This window comes from Flavobacterium collinsii (genome assembly GCF_946903285.1).
Taxonomy (GTDB): Bacteria; Bacteroidota; Bacteroidia; order Flavobacteriales; family Flavobacteriaceae; genus Flavobacterium; species Flavobacterium collinsii.
The window spans coordinates 3212453-3230091 of the sequence record NZ_OX336425.1 but is presented as its reverse complement, the minus strand read 5'-3'; the positions used below and the strand labels follow the sequence as shown (position 1 = coordinate 3230091).

The window sequence follows — 17639 nt, the reverse complement described above, 5'->3', positions numbered from 1 at the left end:
TCTAAAAAACAAACTTTTTTAAGATGACAGCTAAATTTTCCCCGATAATAAACCCTAAAGAGCTATTACAGCTCTCTAATTCGCCTGAGATCATTCTTATTGATGCCAGAGCAGGAATAAATGCAGCAGAAAACTACCGCAACGAACATCTGAAAGGAGCACGGTATATTGATTTGAATAAAGATCTAGCAACAGTCGAAACTGATCCGGCCAATGGCGGAAGACATCCTTTATCATCCTTAGAAAAATTCTCAACAGTACTTTCTAAAACCGGAATTTCTCCTCAAAGCCATATCATAATTTACGATGATAAAAACGGATCAAATGCCGCCGCCCGTTTTTGGTGGATGCTACGTGCAATCGGTCACGAAAAAGTTCAGGTTTTAAACGGAGGTTTGCCCGCAGCTATAGAAAGCGGCTACCCAATAAACTCTGCAACGGAAACCTTTGAAGCCACTGCTAAATATCCTGTTTCTAAGTGGAAACTCCCTACCGCTGATATCGAAGAAGTCGAAAAGGCTCGAAATAACGATAAAAATACGGTAATCGACGTAAGAGATAAAAATCGGTTTGACGGCTTAACAGAACCGCTGGATTTGATTGCAGGACATATTCCGGGTGCCATTAATGTTCCGTTTAGCGAAAACTTAGCCACTGACGGTTTTTTTCAATCTCCTCAATTTTTACAAGAGAAATATTCCCGAATCATTGGAGACAAAAAGCCTGAGAATATAATTGTACATTGTGGCTCAGGAGTCACCGCCTGTCACACTTTATTAGCTATGGATTATGCCGGAATAGCCATTCCTAAACTATATGTCGGTTCCTGGAGCGAATGGTCTCGTAACGATCGTGAAATGGCTACTAAAAAAACAGAATAAGCTTTTCTACCACAGAATTAGAATGATTAATCCTTTGAATCAGTAGTAGAAAAAATCATCACTAAATATATTTAAAATGCAGCATTGGGACATCCTTTTATCAAATCAGGTCAATAAAAAAGCGTTTATAGATACTTTGCTTTTAGGTGAGGCCAAAGGAGAATTAGACATTTTTAACAATCAAAAAGGCATTTTATTCTCAGACATTGCCATTGAAAAATTCATCGAAAAAGAATACCAGTATGATACAGTGGAGGCTGCTCCCGAATCACACAGGCAACTGCGAACATTTTCATCCGGCGAGCGCAAAAAAGAATTTCTGAAATACTGCATCAATCAAAATCCTGATTTTATTATTTTCGATAATCCCTTCGATCATTTAGATCACGCTTCACGAGCTGCTTTGGCAAAATCTCTGGAAAAATTAACCGATACTATTGCTATAATTCAATTGGTCAATCGTGTCGTTGATGTTCTTGATTTTGTTCCGAATAAAGCACTAATTAAAGACAACTCGTTTGAATTACACCCGATTTCAAAGAATGAAAACCATTTTAAAACTTTAAATACCGCAGCAATTCCAAAAGCGATTGAGCCCCATTCCTTTCACGAAAGTGTATTAATCAAAATGGATAAGGTCTCGGTAAATTATGAGGAACGTAAAATTGTTGACAACATCTCATGGACCATCAAACAAGGTGAATTCTGGCAGCTGGTTGGTCCAAATGGTTCAGGAAAAAGTACCCTCCTATCTTTAATCACCGGTGATAATCCAAAAGGTTTTGGTCAGGATTTGTATTTGTTTGGAAGGAAAAAAGGAAGCGGAGAAAGTGTCTGGGATATCAAAAAACAAATCGGAATTTTCACCACCTCAATGACCGACTTATTTCAAAAAGGACATACTTTAGAAGAAATGATTCTTTCCGGCTTTTTTGATTCTATCGGACTCTATATTGAACCTACAACTTTACAAAAACAAACCGTAACGCAATGGCTTGAAGTAATTGAAATGACTCATTTACGAAAAAAACGTTTTATAGACCTTTCCATTGGTCAGCAAAGAGTTGCGTTAATTGTTCGTGCCGTTTTAAAACATCCGCCAATATTGATTCTGGACGAACCTGTAGAAGGCCTTGACGATGAAAATGTCGATCTGGTCATTCAATTGATCAACACCATCAAACAAGACACAAATGTTAGTATTCTGTACGTATCACATCGTATAGAAAATGGCCTCGCTCCTACCTCCGTATTTGAACTTTTACCAACTCCAACAGGATCTATTGGTAAAATCAAATACCACTCAGAGCTAAACTAAAAAATAAAATGAAAATTAAATATATCGCATTTCTGGCATCTTTATTCTTGTTAGTTTCCTGCTCGGGTACGCTTTCAACTGTAAAGAGGGAATACCAAATAACAAAAACAGTCACCCTAAAATCCGAATGGAATTTTAATTCAAATGAATGGTCCCTACAAAACGACACCTTAACCGGAAGCGGAGGGCCAATGCATTGGGGAGTAATCGAGTCAAAAAAGAAGCTTCCGAAAAATTACGAAATCAACTTTAAAGTAAATATCGTCAAAGAATCTTTATTTGAAATAATGCTTCACATTGATCAGGAAAATTACATTCGAACCTACTTGTATACGATAGATCAGAATATCGTGATTGGAAGAGGCGCTTACAGTAAAAACAATGATGAATACTCTAAACGTGGCGGACCAACCCTATTTAAAAAACCAATGCAATTGGAAAACAACAAATGGTACGCTGTAAAAATCAGAGTTTCAAACAATCAATTATACTTTGCCGTCAATAATCAAACTTTCTTAGAATGTTCCATTGAAAAAAGCAACCTAAGTCAAGAAGGCCAACTCGGCTTCCTAACCAACGGACAAGCCAAAATAACCGATTTAACGATTAAAACAATTCCATAAAAAAAGCTCCTGATGGAGCTTTTTTATATATAACAATTATCTAATTTTCAAATTGACACATTATCCAATTAATTTTCTTCTTCCTCTACATTATGCGACTTCACATAATTGCGCCATTTCTCGATACAATCCTGAAAATCCTGAGGCAGTTCTGTATCAAAACGCATCATTTCACCAGTTACAGGATGTACAAAACCAAGTGTTTTTGCATGCAGCGCCTGACGTGGTAATGCTTTAAAACAATTTTCGATAAACTGTTTGTATTTTGTAAACGTGGTTCCTTTTAGAATCAAATGACCTCCGTAACGTTCGTCATTAAACAACGGATGTCCGATGTGTTTCATATGAGCACGAATCTGGTGCGTTCTTCCGGTTTCCAGTTTACAGGAAATTAAAGTCACATAACCAAAACGTTCCAATACTTTATAATGTGTAATGGCCGGTTTACCAATTTCAGGATCTGCAAAAACAGCCATCTGCATACGGTCTTTCAGGTGCCTTGCAAGGTTTCCTTCAATCGTTCCCGCTTCTTCGGCAACATTTCCCCAGACAAGAGCTATGTACTCACGTTCTGATGTTTTAGCTTCAAATTGTTTCGCCAAATGCGTCATTGCCGCTTCCGTTTTTGCCACCACTAAAAGTCCGGACGTATCCTTATCAATTCGGTGTACCAAACCTGGTCGTTCACTACTGTTCATTGGCAAATTATCAAAATGATGTGCCAGTGCATTTACAAGAGTTCCTGTATAATTTCCATGACCCGGATGCACTACCATTCCCGGCTCTTTGTTAATTAATAACAAAGCATCATCTTCATACACGATATTCAACGGAATGTCTTCCGGAAGAATATGGTTTTCAAATGGAGGATGCGATAACATCACTGTCACAACATCAAACGGTTTGACTTTATAATTTGATTTTACAGGAATATCATTTACAAAAATGTTTCCTTCAGTAGCGGCGTTCTGAATTTTATTTCGGGTCGCATTCTGAATCAAATTCATTAAATATTTATCAATACGCAAAAGCGCCTGACCTTTAGGTACATCAAATCTAAAATGCTCGAATAATTCGTCTTCCAGATCTAAATTTTCAATATTATTGTTCATCTTTTGGGGTTTCAGTAGTTGGCGCAGCTACACTGTCTACAGCTTGCCCTTCATCTTCATAAGTTGCTTTTCCATCTCCTAGAACCAAGTCGATTCTGGAAGCTTTCAACACACGATCTCCTACTTTTAAGTTTCTTCCTTTGTAACGCATCTCCAAAACCATGTCTTTTCCAAGGTTTGGAATATAAGTAATCGTACCTGCTTCAAGTCCTAGAGCTTTTAGGGTAGGAACTGCTTCACGATATGTTTTTTCAATTAAATCAGGAATTCTAACTGACGAGAATCCAGATGAATTAATTTTAATATATATTTTTCTTCCCACTTTTACTTTCGTTCCCGGCAGTGGATCCTGCTCAACAACACTGTATTTTGGGAACTCACTTCGGTAATCAACACTATCCAAAAGCACATAATCCAGGTCCAGTTCGTCCAGTTTTGACTCTACTTGCTCCTCAGTCAGTTTAGCTAAATTCGGAACAGTAACCTCATTACCATGATCAGTTGTAAAAGTCAACCAATGCATAAACAAATAGCCTAAAACGGCAATTATAGCAGCCGCACTTAATACTTGCACAAAAAATACCCGGCTCGTTAAATACTTACGTAAACTCATAAATTTATTTTTATTAGTCGCAAAGATAAAGCTATTTCGTTTCAAAAAAAATGATAATTTTGTTTTAGACAAGAAAGTCATGCGATTGCCATTCGTATTAAAAACAAAGCTCCTTGGATTTTTAATTTTCAGTAGCCAATTCCTGCTGTCCGCTGTATCTTTTGCGCCCGCTCTCGCGAACACAAAAGGATGCCGCTCCCATCAGGGCTAGGGATTTAGGTTTCATAAAAACCTTTCCGATGTTACTTATCATCTCAAAAAATGAAGGGTATTTGCTACTTGCTTTTCAAACTGAGCGAAGTCGAAGTTCAGTAAAAAGGGCTTCGACTTCGCTCAGTCTAACAAACAAACGAACAAAGTAATTCGTGAAAATTAGTGCAATTCGTGGCAAAAAAACGATTAAACGATTAAACAAATAAACAGTTAAACATATAAAAAATGAAAAACATAGCCATTATCATGGGCGGATATTCAAGCGAATACAAGATTTCTCTAATTAGCGGAAACGTTGTACATCAATATCTTGACAAAACAAAATACAACGGATTCCGTATCCATATTTTCAAAGAAAAATGGGTTTATGTAGATGAAAATAACGCCGAATTTACCATTGATAAAAACGATTTTTCAGTAACCGTAAACGATCAAAAAATTACGTTTGACTGTGTTTTCAATGCCATTCACGGAACCCCGGGAGAAGACGGCTTAATGCAGGCTTATTTCGAGTTATTAGGCATTCCGCAATCTTCTTGTGATTATTATCAGGCAGCATTAACCTTTAACAAACGCGATTTATTATCGGTTTTAAAACCATACGGAATCAAAACGGCCATTTCATACTATCTTAATAAAGGAGATGTAATCCATACGGCCGAAATCGTTAAAAAAGTAGGCTTACCCTGTTTCGTAAAACCAAACAAAGCCGGTTCAAGCTTCGGAATCTCAAAAGTAAAAACAGAAGCCGAGCTTCCAATTGCAATTGAAGTAGCTTACAAAGAAGACAACGAAATCATCATAGAAAGTTTCCTTGACGGAACCGAAGTTTCTGTTGGAGTAATCAATTACCAAGGAGAAATAAAAGTTTTACCAATCACCGAAATTGTATCTGATAACGATTTCTTTGATTACGAAGCCAAATACGAAGGAAAATCACAGGAAATTACACCTGCGAGAATTTCTGACGAATTAACACAAAAAGTAAGCGAAACAGCAAAACGCGCTTACGAAGTCTTAAAAATGAAAGGTTTCTCCAGAAGCGAATTCATTATCGTAGACAACGAGCCTTATATGTTGGAGATGAACACCATTCCGGGGTTAACCACCGAAAGTCTGATTCCGCAGCAAGCACATGCAGCGGGAATATCTCTTGAAGATTTATTCACCAATGCAATTGAGTTAGCACTTTCTTAAAGAGGCTAAGGTTCTGAGATTCTAAGGTACTAAGATCTCAGAACCTTATTTTTTTAATATAAATGCAACACCATATTGGCATTTCGATAAAAGAAAACAAAAAATAACTTTTTCGAAGAAACAAAAAACTCAGAAACTTAGCTCCTTAGAACCTCAGAACCTTAGAAAATATGCGAAAAGCTATATTCCCCGGATCATTTGATCCCATAACACTTGGACATGAAGACATTATCAAAAGAGGAATTCCTTTGTTTGATGAAATTGTAATCGCTATTGGTGTTAATGCCGAAAAAAAGTATATGTTTTCACTCGAAGAAAGAAAACGTTTCATCGAAGAAACCTTCAAAGACGAACCCAACGTTTCGGTTATCACTTATGAAGGGCTAACCATCGATTTGGCCAAAAAACAAAAAGCCAATTTCATCCTGAGAGGTTTGCGCAATCCTGCCGATTTTGAATTCGAAAAAGCCATTGCCCACACCAACAGAAAATTGTCTAAAATCGAAACCGTTTTTCTATTAACAGCTGCAAGTACTTCATTTATTTCTTCAAGTATTGTTCGTGACGTACTGCGTCATGGTGGAGAATATGAAATGTTGGTTCCGGATGCGGTTAGAGTGAAGAAGTAAAATCTTTGTTATTTCTATTTTTACCTATATTTGTAAGAAATGAAGAAAAACCTTTACATAATCGCAGGTTGTAATGGAGCTGGAAAAACCACTGCTTCTTTTACAATTTTACCAGATATCCTGAATTGCAAAGAATTTGTAAATGCAGATGAAATCGCTAAAGGACTCTCTCCTTTTCAACCTGAAAAGGTCTCATTTGAAGCTGGAAGAATAATGCTAAATAGAATAAATGATCTCTTAATCATTAAAGAAAATTTTGCTTTTGAAACTACTTTAGCAACTAAAAGTTACAAATCAAAAATAATTGATGCCCAAAAGAATAATTATATAGTAACTCTTCTTTTTTTCTGGCTACAAAATGTAGATCTAGCAATTGAAAGGGTAAGAACAAGAGTTTTAGAAGGTGGCCACAATATTGAAACCGAAACTATTCGGCGAAGATATCAAAATGGAATAAAAAACTTGTTTGAAATTTATCTTCCAATAGTTGATGAAGTAATGATTTTTGATAATTCAGTTGGAAAACCCGAACTTATAGCTGAAAAAAATCTAGAATCTGAAATAGATATCCTAAACAAAATTAAATTCAATAAACTAAAACAATACTATCATGAAAGCCTATAAAAGAACAGAAAATCAAACCAAAATTTTAGAAGGGATGGATAAAGTTTATGATAAATTGATTGAATTCAAAAAAAAGATGAATAGCGAAATAATCATTTTGAAGGACAATAAAATAGTTCGAGTTAAACCCTAATTTTATAAAGTAATATTCTTGACTAAGAAACAATGACACATAAAAGTCAAATACATAAACTTGCAAGCGAATACAATTATAAGTAATTTCGCATTTTTAAATAAAATACCAAATAATGAGCATCGAAAGAGAATTAAACAAACGCAGCGGATCTAAATGCGAACTTTGTGGAGCGGAGGAAAACCTAAAAGTATATCAAGTATTACCAACTCAAAAAGGCGGTCTTGAAGAAAGCATCATGGCGTGCAGTACTTGTATTGACCAAATTGAAAATCCGGATAATGTTGATTTAAACCACTGGAGATGTCTTAATGACAGCATGTGGAATGAAAACGTTGCCGTACAAGTTGTAGCCTGGAGAATGTTAAGCCGTATGCGCGCTGCAGGTTGGCCACAAGAATTACTTGACATGATGTATTTAGACGAAGAGACCTTAGCATGGGCACAAGCAACTGGCGAAGGCGAAGATGACGAAAACAAAATCATTCACCGCGATAGCAATGGTGTTATTTTAGAGCATGGAGATTCTGTCGTTTTAATCAAAGATCTTAAAGTAAAAGGATCAAGCATGGTTGCCAAACAGGGAACTGCCGTACGTAACATCCGTTTAGACCATGAAAATGCCGAATACATTGAAGGAAAAGTTGACGGTCAGCAAATCGTGATTATCACCCAATACGTGAAGAAAATTTAGTCGCAGTTTACAGTCGCAGTATGCAGTTTCAGTTTTAAAATAAAGTAAAGACTGAAAACTGAGACCGAGACTGAAAACTAAAACTGAAGCAATACAAAAAAAGGCTATTCAGAACCCTGAATAGCCTTTTTTAGTGATTTACAATTAAACCTATTTTTGGAATAATTTATTGATCTGATCTTTTACAAATGGTTCAGAAACACTACTTGTTGCAGAAGCAGCTTCTTTTGAAGAAACCATAAACTGAACCGTAGCTTTTTCCGGAACAACACTTCCTGTGTAGTGCAACCAGATATAGTTATTAGGTAATTCTAATTTAATATCATACAAAGGACTTGCTGTAAAACCATTGATGATAATGTTGTAAAGACTTGCGTAGTCGTTATTAACATTCTTGAATGTAAATTTTCTCAAGCTTGACGACTCGTCATCGTTTTGAATACTTGTATAGTATACAGTGTACTCATCTCCAATTTTCTGAATGTAGTTGTTATTTACTTTTCCTAATTTTTCAACCGGTACAGTTTCAATAACTTTAATTTGTGCAAAAGACACAACACTAAACAACAAAATAGCAATCGTAATAATTCTTTTCATAATTAATTTGGGGTTTATTATTTACGGGCACAAGAAACGCAGAAATTATGATAAATTAAAGCCTAAACCTTTAATTTTTTAACAATCATTTTAGCTTCCTGTCCTAACGTAACCAAAGAACAATTAAACCACAAATTAACACATTAACATTCAGCAAATTAAAACAACAAAACATTAAATCAATCGAAAAAAACAGCCGAATTTAAGAATAAAAAAACCTAAAAACAGGCTGTAATACGTGGTATTTTACTACAAATAGCGCTTCAAAACTTTGTCAGAATTCATGTCTCTGAAAAAGTTATCTGAGAAAAACATCAAATAGAGAAAACCGAAAACAAAAAGACTACCTCTCCTCCTCTTTCTTCACTACTTTTCGAGCAACTTCGATTTTGAATTTCTTGCCCTTCATCTTTTCGTCTTTAATGTTTTTAAGCAGATCTTTTACCTTGTTGTACTTTACAGCGGCAAACGATATAAAATCCTTTACTTCGATCAAGCCCAAATCTCCTTTTTCAAGTTTTCCTTTTTGAGAAAAGAAACCAACGATATCAATCTTGTTCAGTTTTGTTTTCTTTCCGCCGCTAATATAAATCGTTTGATATTCCGGTGGTTTTGGTAAAGTTGTAGTATTTTCAACCTTTAAAACCTCCATTCCATAATCAATATAGTCCAGTTTTTTTTCACTTTCGTGAACAATAATATACGCTGTTCCCGAAGCCTGCATACGTGCGGTACGACCGTTACGATGCGTAAATTCATCCTCTTTTAAAGGCAAATGATAATGAATTACGTGCTTCATTTCCGGAATATCCAATCCGCGGGCAGCCAGATCAGTTGTAATCAGATAACTCATACTACCATTTCTAAACTGAATCAATGCGCGTTCACGCTCTTCCTGATCCATTCCGCCATGATAATAGGTCGCGTAAATTCCTTTTTCGTTTAACGTATCGCTAATACGCTCTGCAGCATCACGATGGTTACAAAAAATAATAGCCGACTGCGATTTCAGCGAACAAATCAAATTGAATAAACTTTCCAATTTATCCTTTGCAGGCGAAACCACCATTTTCATCGAAAGATTCGTTTTTTCTTCCTCTTCCGGAATAAAGTCCAAAACAGTTGGATTCACCACTCTTGTGTATCTCGGAATCTCAATATCAGAAGTCGCTGAAACTAAAACACGTTTGTTCAATTTCGTTAACTTCCCAATGATATAAGACATTTGCTCATGAAAACCCAGTTGCAAGGACTTATCAAATTCGTCCAGAATCAAAGTCTGAATTTTATCCGTGCGAAAAGTATCCCTGTCAATGTGATCGGCAATTCTTCCCGGAGTTCCAATAAGAACTGCTGGCGGGTTGCTTAAATTCTTGATTTCAGTATCAATAGAGTGACCTCCGTAGCAAATATTTACTTTGTATTGGGTTCCCATTTTTTTCCAAACCTGCTCAATCTGCAAACCTAATTCACGCGAAGGCACTAAAATCAAACATTGAACCGAAAGAATTTCAGGCTGTAATAATTCTAAAACCGGCAGTAAAAAGGCCAATGTTTTCCCTGATCCTGTTGGAGAAAGAAGTAAAACATTATTATCGTTCAAAATAGCATCTTGTGCTACCTCTTGCATTTCATTTAGGCTCTCAATTCCTAAATTCAAAAGTATGTTATTGGAATGGTGTTTTTTATTCATTTTGCAAAAGTAATCAAAATAGTTTTTTGTTTCAGGTTTTGTTTGTTTCAGGTTTCAGATCTCAACTATTTAACAATTTAACCACAAAATACACTAAGTTTTGTAAAGCATGGTTTTATAAAAGCACAAGGAACGCAAAGCTTTGCGTCCCTTGCGCTTGTCAACCCTTTCTAAATTAAAAAAATATTAGCGTACTTTGCGTTAAAAACCTCAATACATTACTCTTCTACTTCTTTCAAAATCAATTTAAATTCTTCAATTTCAGTTGCGGTTAATGGTTTTAGCGGGCTTCTTAGAAAACCGCCCTCTATTCCCTGAATTTCCAAACCTGCCTTGATTGCTCGTGGCAAACCTTTATTAACGATAAACTTCAAAAGATTCAATTGTTTGTAAAATACTTTTTGCGCAGCCTCTAAATCATTGTTCTCAATCGCATGATACAAATCCAGATTCAAGTTCGGAATTAAATTGGGCGCGGCCGTACACCAGCCAGTAGCTCCTGCAGAAAATGCAGCCAGTGCCAGAGGATTTGAACCATTAAAGAATGCTACATCATCGCCCAATTCCCGCTTTAAGTAATGCATTCTCTGAACATCTCCGGTACTTTCTTTAATCATCGTGACATTGGCAATCTCAAGAAGTCTCTTTAGCAAAGCAGGTGACATATCTACTCCTCCGGTTGCAGGATTATTGTAAGCCATTATCGGAATTGAAATTTGCTTGGCAACAACATCAAAATGCTGTACAATTTCATCATCTGTAAGTTTCCAATAACTCATCGGGATGATCATTACGGCAGCGGCACCTGCTTTTTCGGCAAATTTAGCATGATAAATGGTTTTCTCTGTTGTTAGGTTGGATACCCCAACCAAAACAGGAACTCTGCCGTTAACCTGCTCGATTGTTGCGACAGTAAGTGCTTCTTTCTCTTCGTCCGACAAATATGGCATTACTCCAGTACTTCCCAGTGGAGCAACCGCATGACAACCGGAAACAATTAAACGTTCCAGTAATTTTTTATACAAGCTGATGTCTACTTTTTCGTTTTTATCGAATGGTGTTATCGGATAAGCAATAATACCTTTAAATAGGTTGTTTTTCATTTTGTTTCTGTTTTAATTAAAGATCTCTTCCTTCTTCTTCTCTTAATGCAACACCCAAATTTTGAAGCTGAGGTGCATTCTCACAAGCGATGTACTTTGCAGCTGCTTCACTGCTTAAATTCTGATGTCTGTGCCAAGCCCAACTCGGAATATAGACAGCATCACCTGCCTTCCACTCTACTTTTGTATCTTCAATTTCAGTATATCCATGCCCTTCAATTACATAAATAACCGTTTCATAAGTATGACGGTGTCTGTTTGTCAATTGGTCCGGCAATAAACCTCCAATCGTCATACTTACATTTTTACTGGGAAGATCCACAAAGAAAACCGGGTGTTTTCGCTCCGTAGAAAATTGATCATGAACTCCGGCCTGTTCTACATTTTTGTGGATTAATTTTTCAGGCATCACAAAAGTGGGTCTGGCAAAGGTTTGGTGAAAGTCTTTTGATGAAAATTGCTTTTTAGTTTCCATAAGTCTAATAATTATTATTTTTTGCATTATTGCTCCACAAAATTATTCTAACTTTGGACTACTCAACTGATACAGTTTTATCATAAACAAATAGTCCAGATGTTAAGACCTTGGCAATTAGAAATTCAACTAAACACAAATGCAGCAAAAGCAATTTATCTTCAAATCGCCGATGCTATAATTGAAGCAATCAAAACCGGAATGCTCAATAGCGGAAATGCACTGCCCGGAAGCCGTCAGCTCGCGGGATTACTAAAAGTCAACCGAAACACTGTAATTGAAGCTTTAGATGTTTTAATTGCCGAAGGCTGGCTGATTACATTAGAAAGAAAAGGAACTTTTGTAGCTGATATTCTGCCAATAGCTCCCGAAAGCACCAATCAGAACCAAAAACCAAGTTATACGCAAGAAGAAACACTGCCAGTCATAGTTTTTGATGATGGAATCCCCGACAGCCGAATTGCTCCAATGAATGAACTCGCCAGAGCTTACCGACAGATTTTTAACCGAAAATCGCGTTGGCAGATCATGGGATACAGTACCGAGTACGGAAATCTGGAATTTCGAAAAGCAATCGTACAGATGCTCAATTTTAAAAGAGGAATGAATGTCACTCCGGATCAAATTTGCATCACACGTGGAAGTCAGATGGCAATGTACCTAACCTCCAACTGTTTATTATCAAAAGACGATTACGTAATGGTCGAAAACCCGGGGTATCAGGCCGCCTGGGAAACATTTCAAAGCAGTGGAGCTAAATTACTACCAATAAATGTCGACAAAGACGGCTTGCTGATTGATGAGGTCGAAGCTTATCTAAAAAAAATCAACAACATAAAAGCAATATACGTAACACCACATCATCAATTTCCAACTACAGTTACCTTGAGTCTCAAACGAAGATTAAAACTCATCGAATTGTCCAATCAATACGGTTTTACGATTATCGAAGACGATTACGATCATGAATTTCATTTCGGACAAAGACCTATTCTTCCCATTTCAAGTTACAGCAATGCCAAAAACACGGTTTATATTGGAACACTGAGCAAAATTGTTGCACCAGCCTTACGAATCGGATATCTGGTAAGTGATCGTGAAACCATCTTAAAAGTGGGTAAACACCGAAAAACAATTGACGTACAAGGGGATAACATTATGGAAGAAGCCGTTTTACAGCTCATAAACGAAGGCGAGATTAAAAGACACCTTAAACGAACAACCCTTATTTACAAAGCAAAACGCGACTATTTTGAAACAATCTGTAACAAATACCTCAAAGACAAAACCACTTTCACCAAACCCGATGGAGGCCTGGCATTTTGGATAATTCCTAACTCGCCAGTTAATATTTCTCAAATTGCGGACAAGCTACTGTTAAAGGGAATAAAAATAATGACTCCTGAAAAATATAGTTTTGACCAACCCATATCCGGATTCAGACTTGGCTATGCCTCTTTAACCGAAAAACAAATCGAAGACGGCATAATCGAACTTGCGAAATATTTGTAATTATTAAATTTAACCGCAAAGTGCGCAAAGTTATATACCCAAAGCTTTGCGAACTTTGCGCTTATCAACACAATCCGATACAAAAAACTTTGCGCACTTTGCGGTAAAAATCAACGCAAAGCACAATCACACATCAAACCTGAAACTTGAAACTTGAAACAAACAAAACTTGAAACTAAATTTAATTATATTTGATTCTTGCTATAAAAAACCAAACCATGAAACTTTTTACCCTTATCCTTTCACTTTTCTCCTTAACCCTTTTCGCTCAAAACAATAAAAAATACGACACCTACTTTGAAAAAGGAAACGGAAATCAGTCCGCTTCGTATCAGGAAACCATTGCTTATTATAAAATGCTGGCACAAGATTTCCCGACCATTCAGGTGAAAGAAATGGGATTGACAGATTCGGGTGAACCCTTACACATGATCACTTACAATCCCGAAAAGGAATTTAATTTTGAGAAAATTCAAAAGAACAAAGCGGTACTTTTTATCAATAACGGAATACACGCCGGAGAACCTGACGGAATCGATGCCACCATGCAATTCTACAGAGATCTGGCAACAGGAAAAATAAAAGCCCCGAAAAATACCGTTTTGGTGACTATTCCGGTCTACAATATTGGCGGTGCTTTGAATCGAAATTCGACCACAAGAGCCAATCAGGATGGACCTGAAATTTATGGCTTTAGAGGAAATGCCCGCAACTACGACCTGAATCGGGACTTAATGAAATCAGACACCCGAAACACAAAGAGCTTTGTTGAAATTTTTCAGAAGATAAACCCTGATGTTTTTATTGATAATCATGTAAGCAACGGTTCCGATTATCAGTACAAACTCACTTACATCATGACACAGCACAACAAGTTAGGAACGATTCTGGGTGACTTTATGAATACCGAAATGATGCCGGCGCTAGTCAAAAACCTACAGCAAAAGAAAATCGAAACAACCCCTTACGTAGATTCTTTTAAAGACACTCCCGACAAAGGTTTTGGGCAGTTTGTAGACAGTCCGAGATATACTACGGGTTATACTTCGTTGTTCAACACTATCGGATTTGTAGTCGAAACACACATGCTGAAAAAATATGCCGAACGTGTAAAAATGACTTACGAATACACCAAATCAACTTTAGATTATACCGACGCCAATTACCAAAAAATCAAGGAACTCCGAGTAAAAAATCTGGAACAATATCAAGCTAAGAAAAACTACACTCTAAAATGGGAGCTGGACAGCACAAAAGCTACCACCTTTTCGTTCTTGGGTTATGAAGCAGCTTACAAAAAAAGCGAGGCTACAACCGGAGATCGCTTGTACTACGATCGAAGCAGACCGTATAAAAAAGACGTCCCTTATATCAAAGAATTCAAATCAGTAAAAGAGGTTGTTATACCTTCTGCTTATATCATTCCGCGTGGCTACTGGAACATTATTGACCTTTTAAAGAACAATAACATTTCGTTTACCCAACTTAAAAACGATACCATTATTGAAGTAGAAAGCTATAAAATTGCCGATTTTAAAACCGTTCCGTCTGCCTACGAAGGACATTATTTACACCGAAATACAACGGTAACTTCTAAAATTGTTAAAATGGCTTTCGCCAAAGGAGATTATATAGTTCCAACCAATCAAAAAGGTGTAAAATACATCTTGGAAGCCTTTGAACCCGAAGGCATTGATTCTTTTTTTAACTGGAACTTCTTCGACACCATTTTACAGCAAAAAGAACATTATTCCGGATATATTTTTGAAGATACCGCAGCTAAACTCCTAAAAGAAAACCCAACTTTAAAAGCCGAACTGGAAAATAAAAAACAAACCGATCTTGAGTTTTCTAAAAATCCGGAAGCACAGTTAGACTGGATTTATAAACATTCGGCCTATTATGAAAAGGCGCATTTGCAATATCCTGTTTATAGGGTACTGTGATATTTAACCGCAAAGAACGCAAAGTATTTTTGAGTTGAAAACGCTCAGATCGCGAAGCTTTGAGTTCTCATAACAAAAACATAAAATCAAGAGCACTAAAAAAAGCCTAATAAACATAAATTTATTAGGCTTTTAAATTATGAAAAACAAAACTATTTATCTTTCAATATTTTTTCTAAAAACTCAACTTTTTCTTTTTCAGCCTGAACCAAACGTTCATATAGTTTTTTATTCTCTTCTATAGATTCCATTAATTTATCCAATGGATTGAAAGTACAATGATTATTAAAAGTCCCTGCACTATTATCTGTAAAACTATTAAAATAATTGATCGCAGCTTCTTCTGAAAAATTCTTAATGGCTTCAACGGTAACTCCTAAAGCTTTTGCTACCTGGCTCAGTCTTTCATCATCAATTTCTTCACTATTTTCTAAAGTTGACACCGTTTGCTGACTAGTCCCCAAGGCTTGCGCCAGAGCTTCCTGCTTCATGTCTCTCAGTTCACGGATTCGGCTAATTTTTCGTCCTATGTGGTTTGGTTTTGATAATGTGCTCATAATTCAAAGATAATATTAACGATCATTACAATCAATAATGTAAAAAACATATTTTGCTATGTATGATACAGTTTAGATGATTTTTATTATTGATTTGGATATCAAACAAAAGTACGATTTTTGAGACATGAAATAGTTAAAAATGAAAAATTATATAGATTCTAAAAAAGCAGACTTTCTTAGTAAAAAAGCCATAACATATGATAAATTTTTCCTTTGCACATAGTCTATCGCCCTTTCAGGGCTTAACCAAAAAAATCATTATTCATTCTTAGTGCTTCGCACTAAGCTATTGCTAAAGCTCTTTCAGAGCAAAAAAATCACAAATAACCTTAAAACTAAAAATCATACGCTTCACACCAAAACCGTTACATAGAGTTCTTCTAGATCAAAGATTATCAAAAACGGGCTGAAAGCCCAAAAGCAACAGCGCAGTACAACGCACTGCAAACGGAATAAAAAATAGATTCCGCCCTGAAAGGGCAAAAGCAAACAAACACAAAGTATTTTCTTAAAGAGAACAACTCACCTTTTTCGAAAACACCACACAAAAATTCGAAAATATTTTCTCGTTGAGACGCGACTTTCCCTCCTATAGAACTTAATACTATTTACAATTCATTTATCCCCTTTTACCCTACATTATTGCTAAGATTCTCCTAAAACAAGAGGTTTAAAACATTAATGGTTGGTCCTGATTAATCAAAAAACATTCAGATTATCAAACAGTTCATTTATATTTGTTAAAGCTATAACCAAACCATTAAACCAATTTAAACCAAAACCATAATGAATACCACTTTTTATCTTGAAAAGTTTCAAGAAGCAGCGGATCGTCTCGATCAAAAAATTCTAAGCGAAAAATCAATTGAAGTTGCTGTTGGAATCTACTTAGATTCCGTTTTTATAAAACTGTATAAAAAATCCTGGTCCACTAATCCTGACGAAGCCTTAACTTCCGAATCAAGAATTTTCTTTTCCGTTTGGATTAGTGATTCAGATATTGAAAAACAAAGATTGATGTACAACATCCATGCTTTAAAACTCAGAAAATTTAAAGTTTACACTATAGAAAGCCGAAAATTTGCCGAAGTGTTTAGAAAATCTTTTAAAACGTATGAAAACGGATGGCCCAATGTCACCACAAATCATGGTCCCTTAACCCTAATGGAAGGCTGGTTAAATCTTGATTTAGAAAACCTTCAGGAAGAGATCGTGCAACTATCAAATAACTTCTTAGAAATTGAACACTTGATTGATGCTGCTTTTGATCAGTTTAAGTAAAAAAACTTAAAGTGCTGCTCGTGAATAAGTTTAGAATCCTTACAATTCAAACATTTTCACGAGCAAAACTTTCTTATTTTGACTAAAATATAAAATCCTTTTTACTGGCTATTCTCGTCTTTAATTCCTTTTAGCAATGCATAAATAGCCATTGCATGTCCCTGTCCTAATTCATAATCTGCCTTAAGCCAGTTTACAATGTCTCCGGCTTTTACTTCAGGTTTGAGTTTTCCCTCCTGTGTAAATGCCTTTTCTTCTGCTAAAGCTCTAAATTCGGCCGGACCATTACCAGTCTTTTCTTTAATTGTTTTTAAGTACGCTTGAAATGACATAAAACATATGGTTAGTTGATTAATCTTACAATAAACGAAAATACAAATTAAAATCTAATTTCATTTAAAGATTTTTCACTGGCAATTACTTACGATTCTAAAA

The 17639-nt window shown here is 36.0% G+C and carries 19 protein-coding genes; 11 read left to right on the top strand and 8 right to left on the bottom strand.

What is annotated here, in order from left to right; translation table 11 throughout:
* Window positions 1–23: 23 nt before the first annotated feature.
* The 3 genes from OGZ34_RS13450 to OGZ34_RS13440 all read left to right on the top strand — a co-directional run bounded on the left by OGZ34_RS13450 (window position 24) and on the right by OGZ34_RS13440 (window position 2822).
* The gene (locus OGZ34_RS13450) at window positions 24–881 is read left to right on the top strand and encodes a sulfurtransferase (protein WP_263360519.1); all 858 of its coding nucleotides are present in this window, start codon (window positions 24–26) and stop codon (window positions 879–881) included.
* A gap of 76 nt (window positions 882–957) precedes the next feature.
* The gene (locus tag OGZ34_RS13445) at window positions 958–2199 is read left to right on the top strand and encodes an ATP-binding cassette domain-containing protein (protein WP_263360518.1); all 1242 of its coding nucleotides are present in this window, start codon (window positions 958–960) and stop codon (window positions 2197–2199) included.
* Window positions 2200–2207: 8 nt separating this feature from the next.
* Window positions 2208–2822 carry a hypothetical protein gene (locus tag OGZ34_RS13440; protein WP_263360517.1) on the top strand — a complete coding sequence of 205 codons (615 nt, stop codon included), beginning with the start codon at window positions 2208–2210 and terminating at the stop codon, window positions 2820–2822.
* A 68-nt stretch (window positions 2823–2890) separates the two neighbouring features.
* Here OGZ34_RS13440 and OGZ34_RS13435 read toward each other — a convergent pair whose 3' ends face one another.
* The gene (locus OGZ34_RS13435) at window positions 2891–3934 is read right to left on the bottom strand and encodes an RluA family pseudouridine synthase (RefSeq protein ID WP_173966823.1); all 1044 of its coding nucleotides are present in this window, start codon (window positions 3932–3934) and stop codon (window positions 2891–2893) included.
* Window positions 3924–4547: a PASTA domain-containing protein gene (locus OGZ34_RS13430; RefSeq protein WP_263360516.1), complete on the bottom strand. Its 624-nt coding sequence runs from the start codon at window positions 4545–4547 to the stop codon at window positions 3924–3926. The genes OGZ34_RS13435 and OGZ34_RS13430 overlap by 11 nt, the downstream gene beginning before the upstream one ends.
* 438 nt (window positions 4548–4985) lie before the next feature.
* On the opposite strand from OGZ34_RS13430, the gene OGZ34_RS13425 reads away from it, so the two are divergent.
* The 5 genes from OGZ34_RS13425 (at window position 4986) to OGZ34_RS13405 (ending at window position 8037) form a co-directional block, all read left to right on the top strand.
* Entirely contained in the window at window positions 4986–5957 is a 972-nt protein-coding gene (locus OGZ34_RS13425; protein WP_070906652.1) for a D-alanine--D-alanine ligase, read from the top strand.
* A 170-nt stretch (window positions 5958–6127) separates the two neighbouring features.
* Entirely contained in the window at window positions 6128–6586 is a 459-nt protein-coding gene (coaD, locus tag OGZ34_RS13420; RefSeq protein ID WP_173966820.1) for a pantetheine-phosphate adenylyltransferase, read from the top strand.
* 39 nt (window positions 6587–6625) lie between these two features.
* Window positions 6626–7210 (top strand): zeta toxin family protein, encoded by a 585-nt coding sequence (locus tag OGZ34_RS13415; RefSeq protein ID WP_263360515.1) that lies wholly within the window; start codon window positions 6626–6628, stop codon window positions 7208–7210.
* Window positions 7197–7343, top strand: a complete 147-nt coding sequence (locus OGZ34_RS13410; protein ID WP_230000548.1) for a hypothetical protein — start codon at window positions 7197–7199, stop codon at window positions 7341–7343. The genes OGZ34_RS13415 and OGZ34_RS13410 overlap by 14 nt, the downstream gene beginning before the upstream one ends.
* A gap of 115 nt (window positions 7344–7458) precedes the next feature.
* Window positions 7459–8037, top strand: coding sequence for a PhnA domain-containing protein (locus OGZ34_RS13405; RefSeq protein WP_263360514.1), 579 nt, complete (start codon window positions 7459–7461; stop codon window positions 8035–8037).
* A 150-nt stretch (window positions 8038–8187) separates the two neighbouring features.
* Here the strand turns inward: OGZ34_RS13405 and OGZ34_RS13400 are convergent, their stop codons facing one another.
* The 4 genes from OGZ34_RS13400 to OGZ34_RS13385 form a co-directional block, all read right to left on the bottom strand.
* Complete coding sequence (locus tag OGZ34_RS13400; protein ID WP_173966817.1) at window positions 8188–8634, bottom strand: hypothetical protein; 447 nt, start codon at window positions 8632–8634, stop codon at window positions 8188–8190.
* Between the two features lie 343 nt (window positions 8635–8977).
* Window positions 8978–10327, bottom strand: coding sequence for a DEAD/DEAH box helicase (locus OGZ34_RS13395; protein WP_173966816.1), 1350 nt, complete (start codon window positions 10325–10327; stop codon window positions 8978–8980).
* Between the two features lie 218 nt (window positions 10328–10545).
* Window positions 10546–11430, bottom strand: coding sequence for a dihydrodipicolinate synthase family protein (locus tag OGZ34_RS13390; RefSeq protein ID WP_263360513.1), 885 nt, complete (start codon window positions 11428–11430; stop codon window positions 10546–10548).
* Window positions 11431–11446: 16 nt separating this feature from the next.
* Entirely contained in the window at window positions 11447–11905 is a 459-nt protein-coding gene (locus OGZ34_RS13385) for a cupin domain-containing protein (RefSeq protein ID WP_246253247.1), read from the bottom strand.
* A 99-nt stretch (window positions 11906–12004) separates the two neighbouring features.
* Between OGZ34_RS13385 and pdxR the strand changes: the two genes are divergently transcribed.
* Together pdxR and OGZ34_RS13375 are read left to right on the top strand one after the other, a co-directional pair.
* Complete coding sequence (gene pdxR, locus OGZ34_RS13380) at window positions 12005–13417, top strand: MocR-like pyridoxine biosynthesis transcription factor PdxR (RefSeq protein ID WP_263360512.1); 1413 nt, start codon at window positions 12005–12007, stop codon at window positions 13415–13417.
* A 218-nt stretch (window positions 13418–13635) separates the two neighbouring features.
* On the top strand, window positions 13636–15363 hold the full coding sequence (locus OGZ34_RS13375) for a M14 family metallopeptidase (protein WP_263360511.1): 1728 nt from the start codon (window positions 13636–13638) through the stop codon (window positions 15361–15363).
* Between the two features lie 152 nt (window positions 15364–15515).
* Here the strand turns inward: OGZ34_RS13375 and OGZ34_RS13370 are convergent, their stop codons facing one another.
* Window positions 15516–15920 (bottom strand): helix-turn-helix domain-containing protein, encoded by a 405-nt coding sequence (locus tag OGZ34_RS13370; RefSeq protein WP_173966810.1) that lies wholly within the window; start codon window positions 15918–15920, stop codon window positions 15516–15518.
* Window positions 15921–16709: 789 nt separating this feature from the next.
* Between OGZ34_RS13370 and OGZ34_RS13365 the strand changes: the two genes are divergently transcribed.
* A complete protein-coding gene (locus OGZ34_RS13365; protein WP_263360510.1) occupies window positions 16710–17204 on the top strand; it encodes a hypothetical protein in 495 nt (164 codons plus the stop codon).
* 101 nt (window positions 17205–17305) lie between these two features.
* Here the strand turns inward: OGZ34_RS13365 and OGZ34_RS13360 are convergent, their stop codons facing one another.
* The gene (locus OGZ34_RS13360) at window positions 17306–17536 is read right to left on the bottom strand and encodes a DUF4287 domain-containing protein (RefSeq protein WP_263360509.1); all 231 of its coding nucleotides are present in this window, start codon (window positions 17534–17536) and stop codon (window positions 17306–17308) included.
* Window positions 17537–17639: the final 103 nt, after the last annotated feature.

Bases quoted from the DNA above. Each gene is read 5' to 3' on its own strand.
- OGZ34_RS13365 (WP_263360510.1), top strand. From the start codon at position 16,710: ATGAATACCACTTTTTATCTTGAAAAGTTTCAAGAAGCAGCGGATCGT.
- OGZ34_RS13435 (WP_173966823.1), bottom strand. From the start codon at position 3,934: ATGAACAATAATATTGAAAATTTAGATCTGGAAGACGAATTATTCGAG.
- OGZ34_RS13445 (WP_263360518.1), top strand. From the start codon at position 958: ATGCAGCATTGGGACATCCTTTTATCAAATCAGGTCAATAAAAAAGCG.
- OGZ34_RS13440 (WP_263360517.1), top strand. From the start codon at position 2,208: ATGAAAATTAAATATATCGCATTTCTGGCATCTTTATTCTTGTTAGTT.
- OGZ34_RS13410 (WP_230000548.1), top strand. From the start codon at position 7,197: ATGAAAGCCTATAAAAGAACAGAAAATCAAACCAAAATTTTAGAAGGG.
- OGZ34_RS13395 (WP_173966816.1), bottom strand. From the start codon at position 10,327: ATGAATAAAAAACACCATTCCAATAACATACTTTTGAATTTAGGAATT.
- OGZ34_RS13405 (WP_263360514.1), top strand. From the start codon at position 7,459: ATGAGCATCGAAAGAGAATTAAACAAACGCAGCGGATCTAAATGCGAA.
- OGZ34_RS13415 (WP_263360515.1), top strand. From the start codon at position 6,626: ATGAAGAAAAACCTTTACATAATCGCAGGTTGTAATGGAGCTGGAAAA.
- OGZ34_RS13450 (WP_263360519.1), top strand. From the start codon at position 24: ATGACAGCTAAATTTTCCCCGATAATAAACCCTAAAGAGCTATTACAG.
- OGZ34_RS13360 (WP_263360509.1), bottom strand. From the start codon at position 17,536: ATGTCATTTCAAGCGTACTTAAAAACAATTAAAGAAAAGACTGGTAAT.
- pdxR (WP_263360512.1), top strand. From the start codon at position 12,005: ATGTTAAGACCTTGGCAATTAGAAATTCAACTAAACACAAATGCAGCA.
- OGZ34_RS13400 (WP_173966817.1), bottom strand. From the start codon at position 8,634: ATGAAAAGAATTATTACGATTGCTATTTTGTTGTTTAGTGTTGTGTCT.
- OGZ34_RS13430 (WP_263360516.1), bottom strand. From the start codon at position 4,547: ATGAGTTTACGTAAGTATTTAACGAGCCGGGTATTTTTTGTGCAAGTA.
- OGZ34_RS13375 (WP_263360511.1), top strand. From the start codon at position 13,636: ATGAAACTTTTTACCCTTATCCTTTCACTTTTCTCCTTAACCCTTTTC.
- OGZ34_RS13370 (WP_173966810.1), bottom strand. From the start codon at position 15,920: ATGAGCACATTATCAAAACCAAACCACATAGGACGAAAAATTAGCCGA.
- coaD (WP_173966820.1), top strand. From the start codon at position 6,128: ATGCGAAAAGCTATATTCCCCGGATCATTTGATCCCATAACACTTGGA.
- OGZ34_RS13385 (WP_246253247.1), bottom strand. From the start codon at position 11,905: ATGGAAACTAAAAAGCAATTTTCATCAAAAGACTTTCACCAAACCTTT.
- OGZ34_RS13425 (WP_070906652.1), top strand. From the start codon at position 4,986: ATGAAAAACATAGCCATTATCATGGGCGGATATTCAAGCGAATACAAG.
- OGZ34_RS13390 (WP_263360513.1), bottom strand. From the start codon at position 11,430: ATGAAAAACAACCTATTTAAAGGTATTATTGCTTATCCGATAACACCA.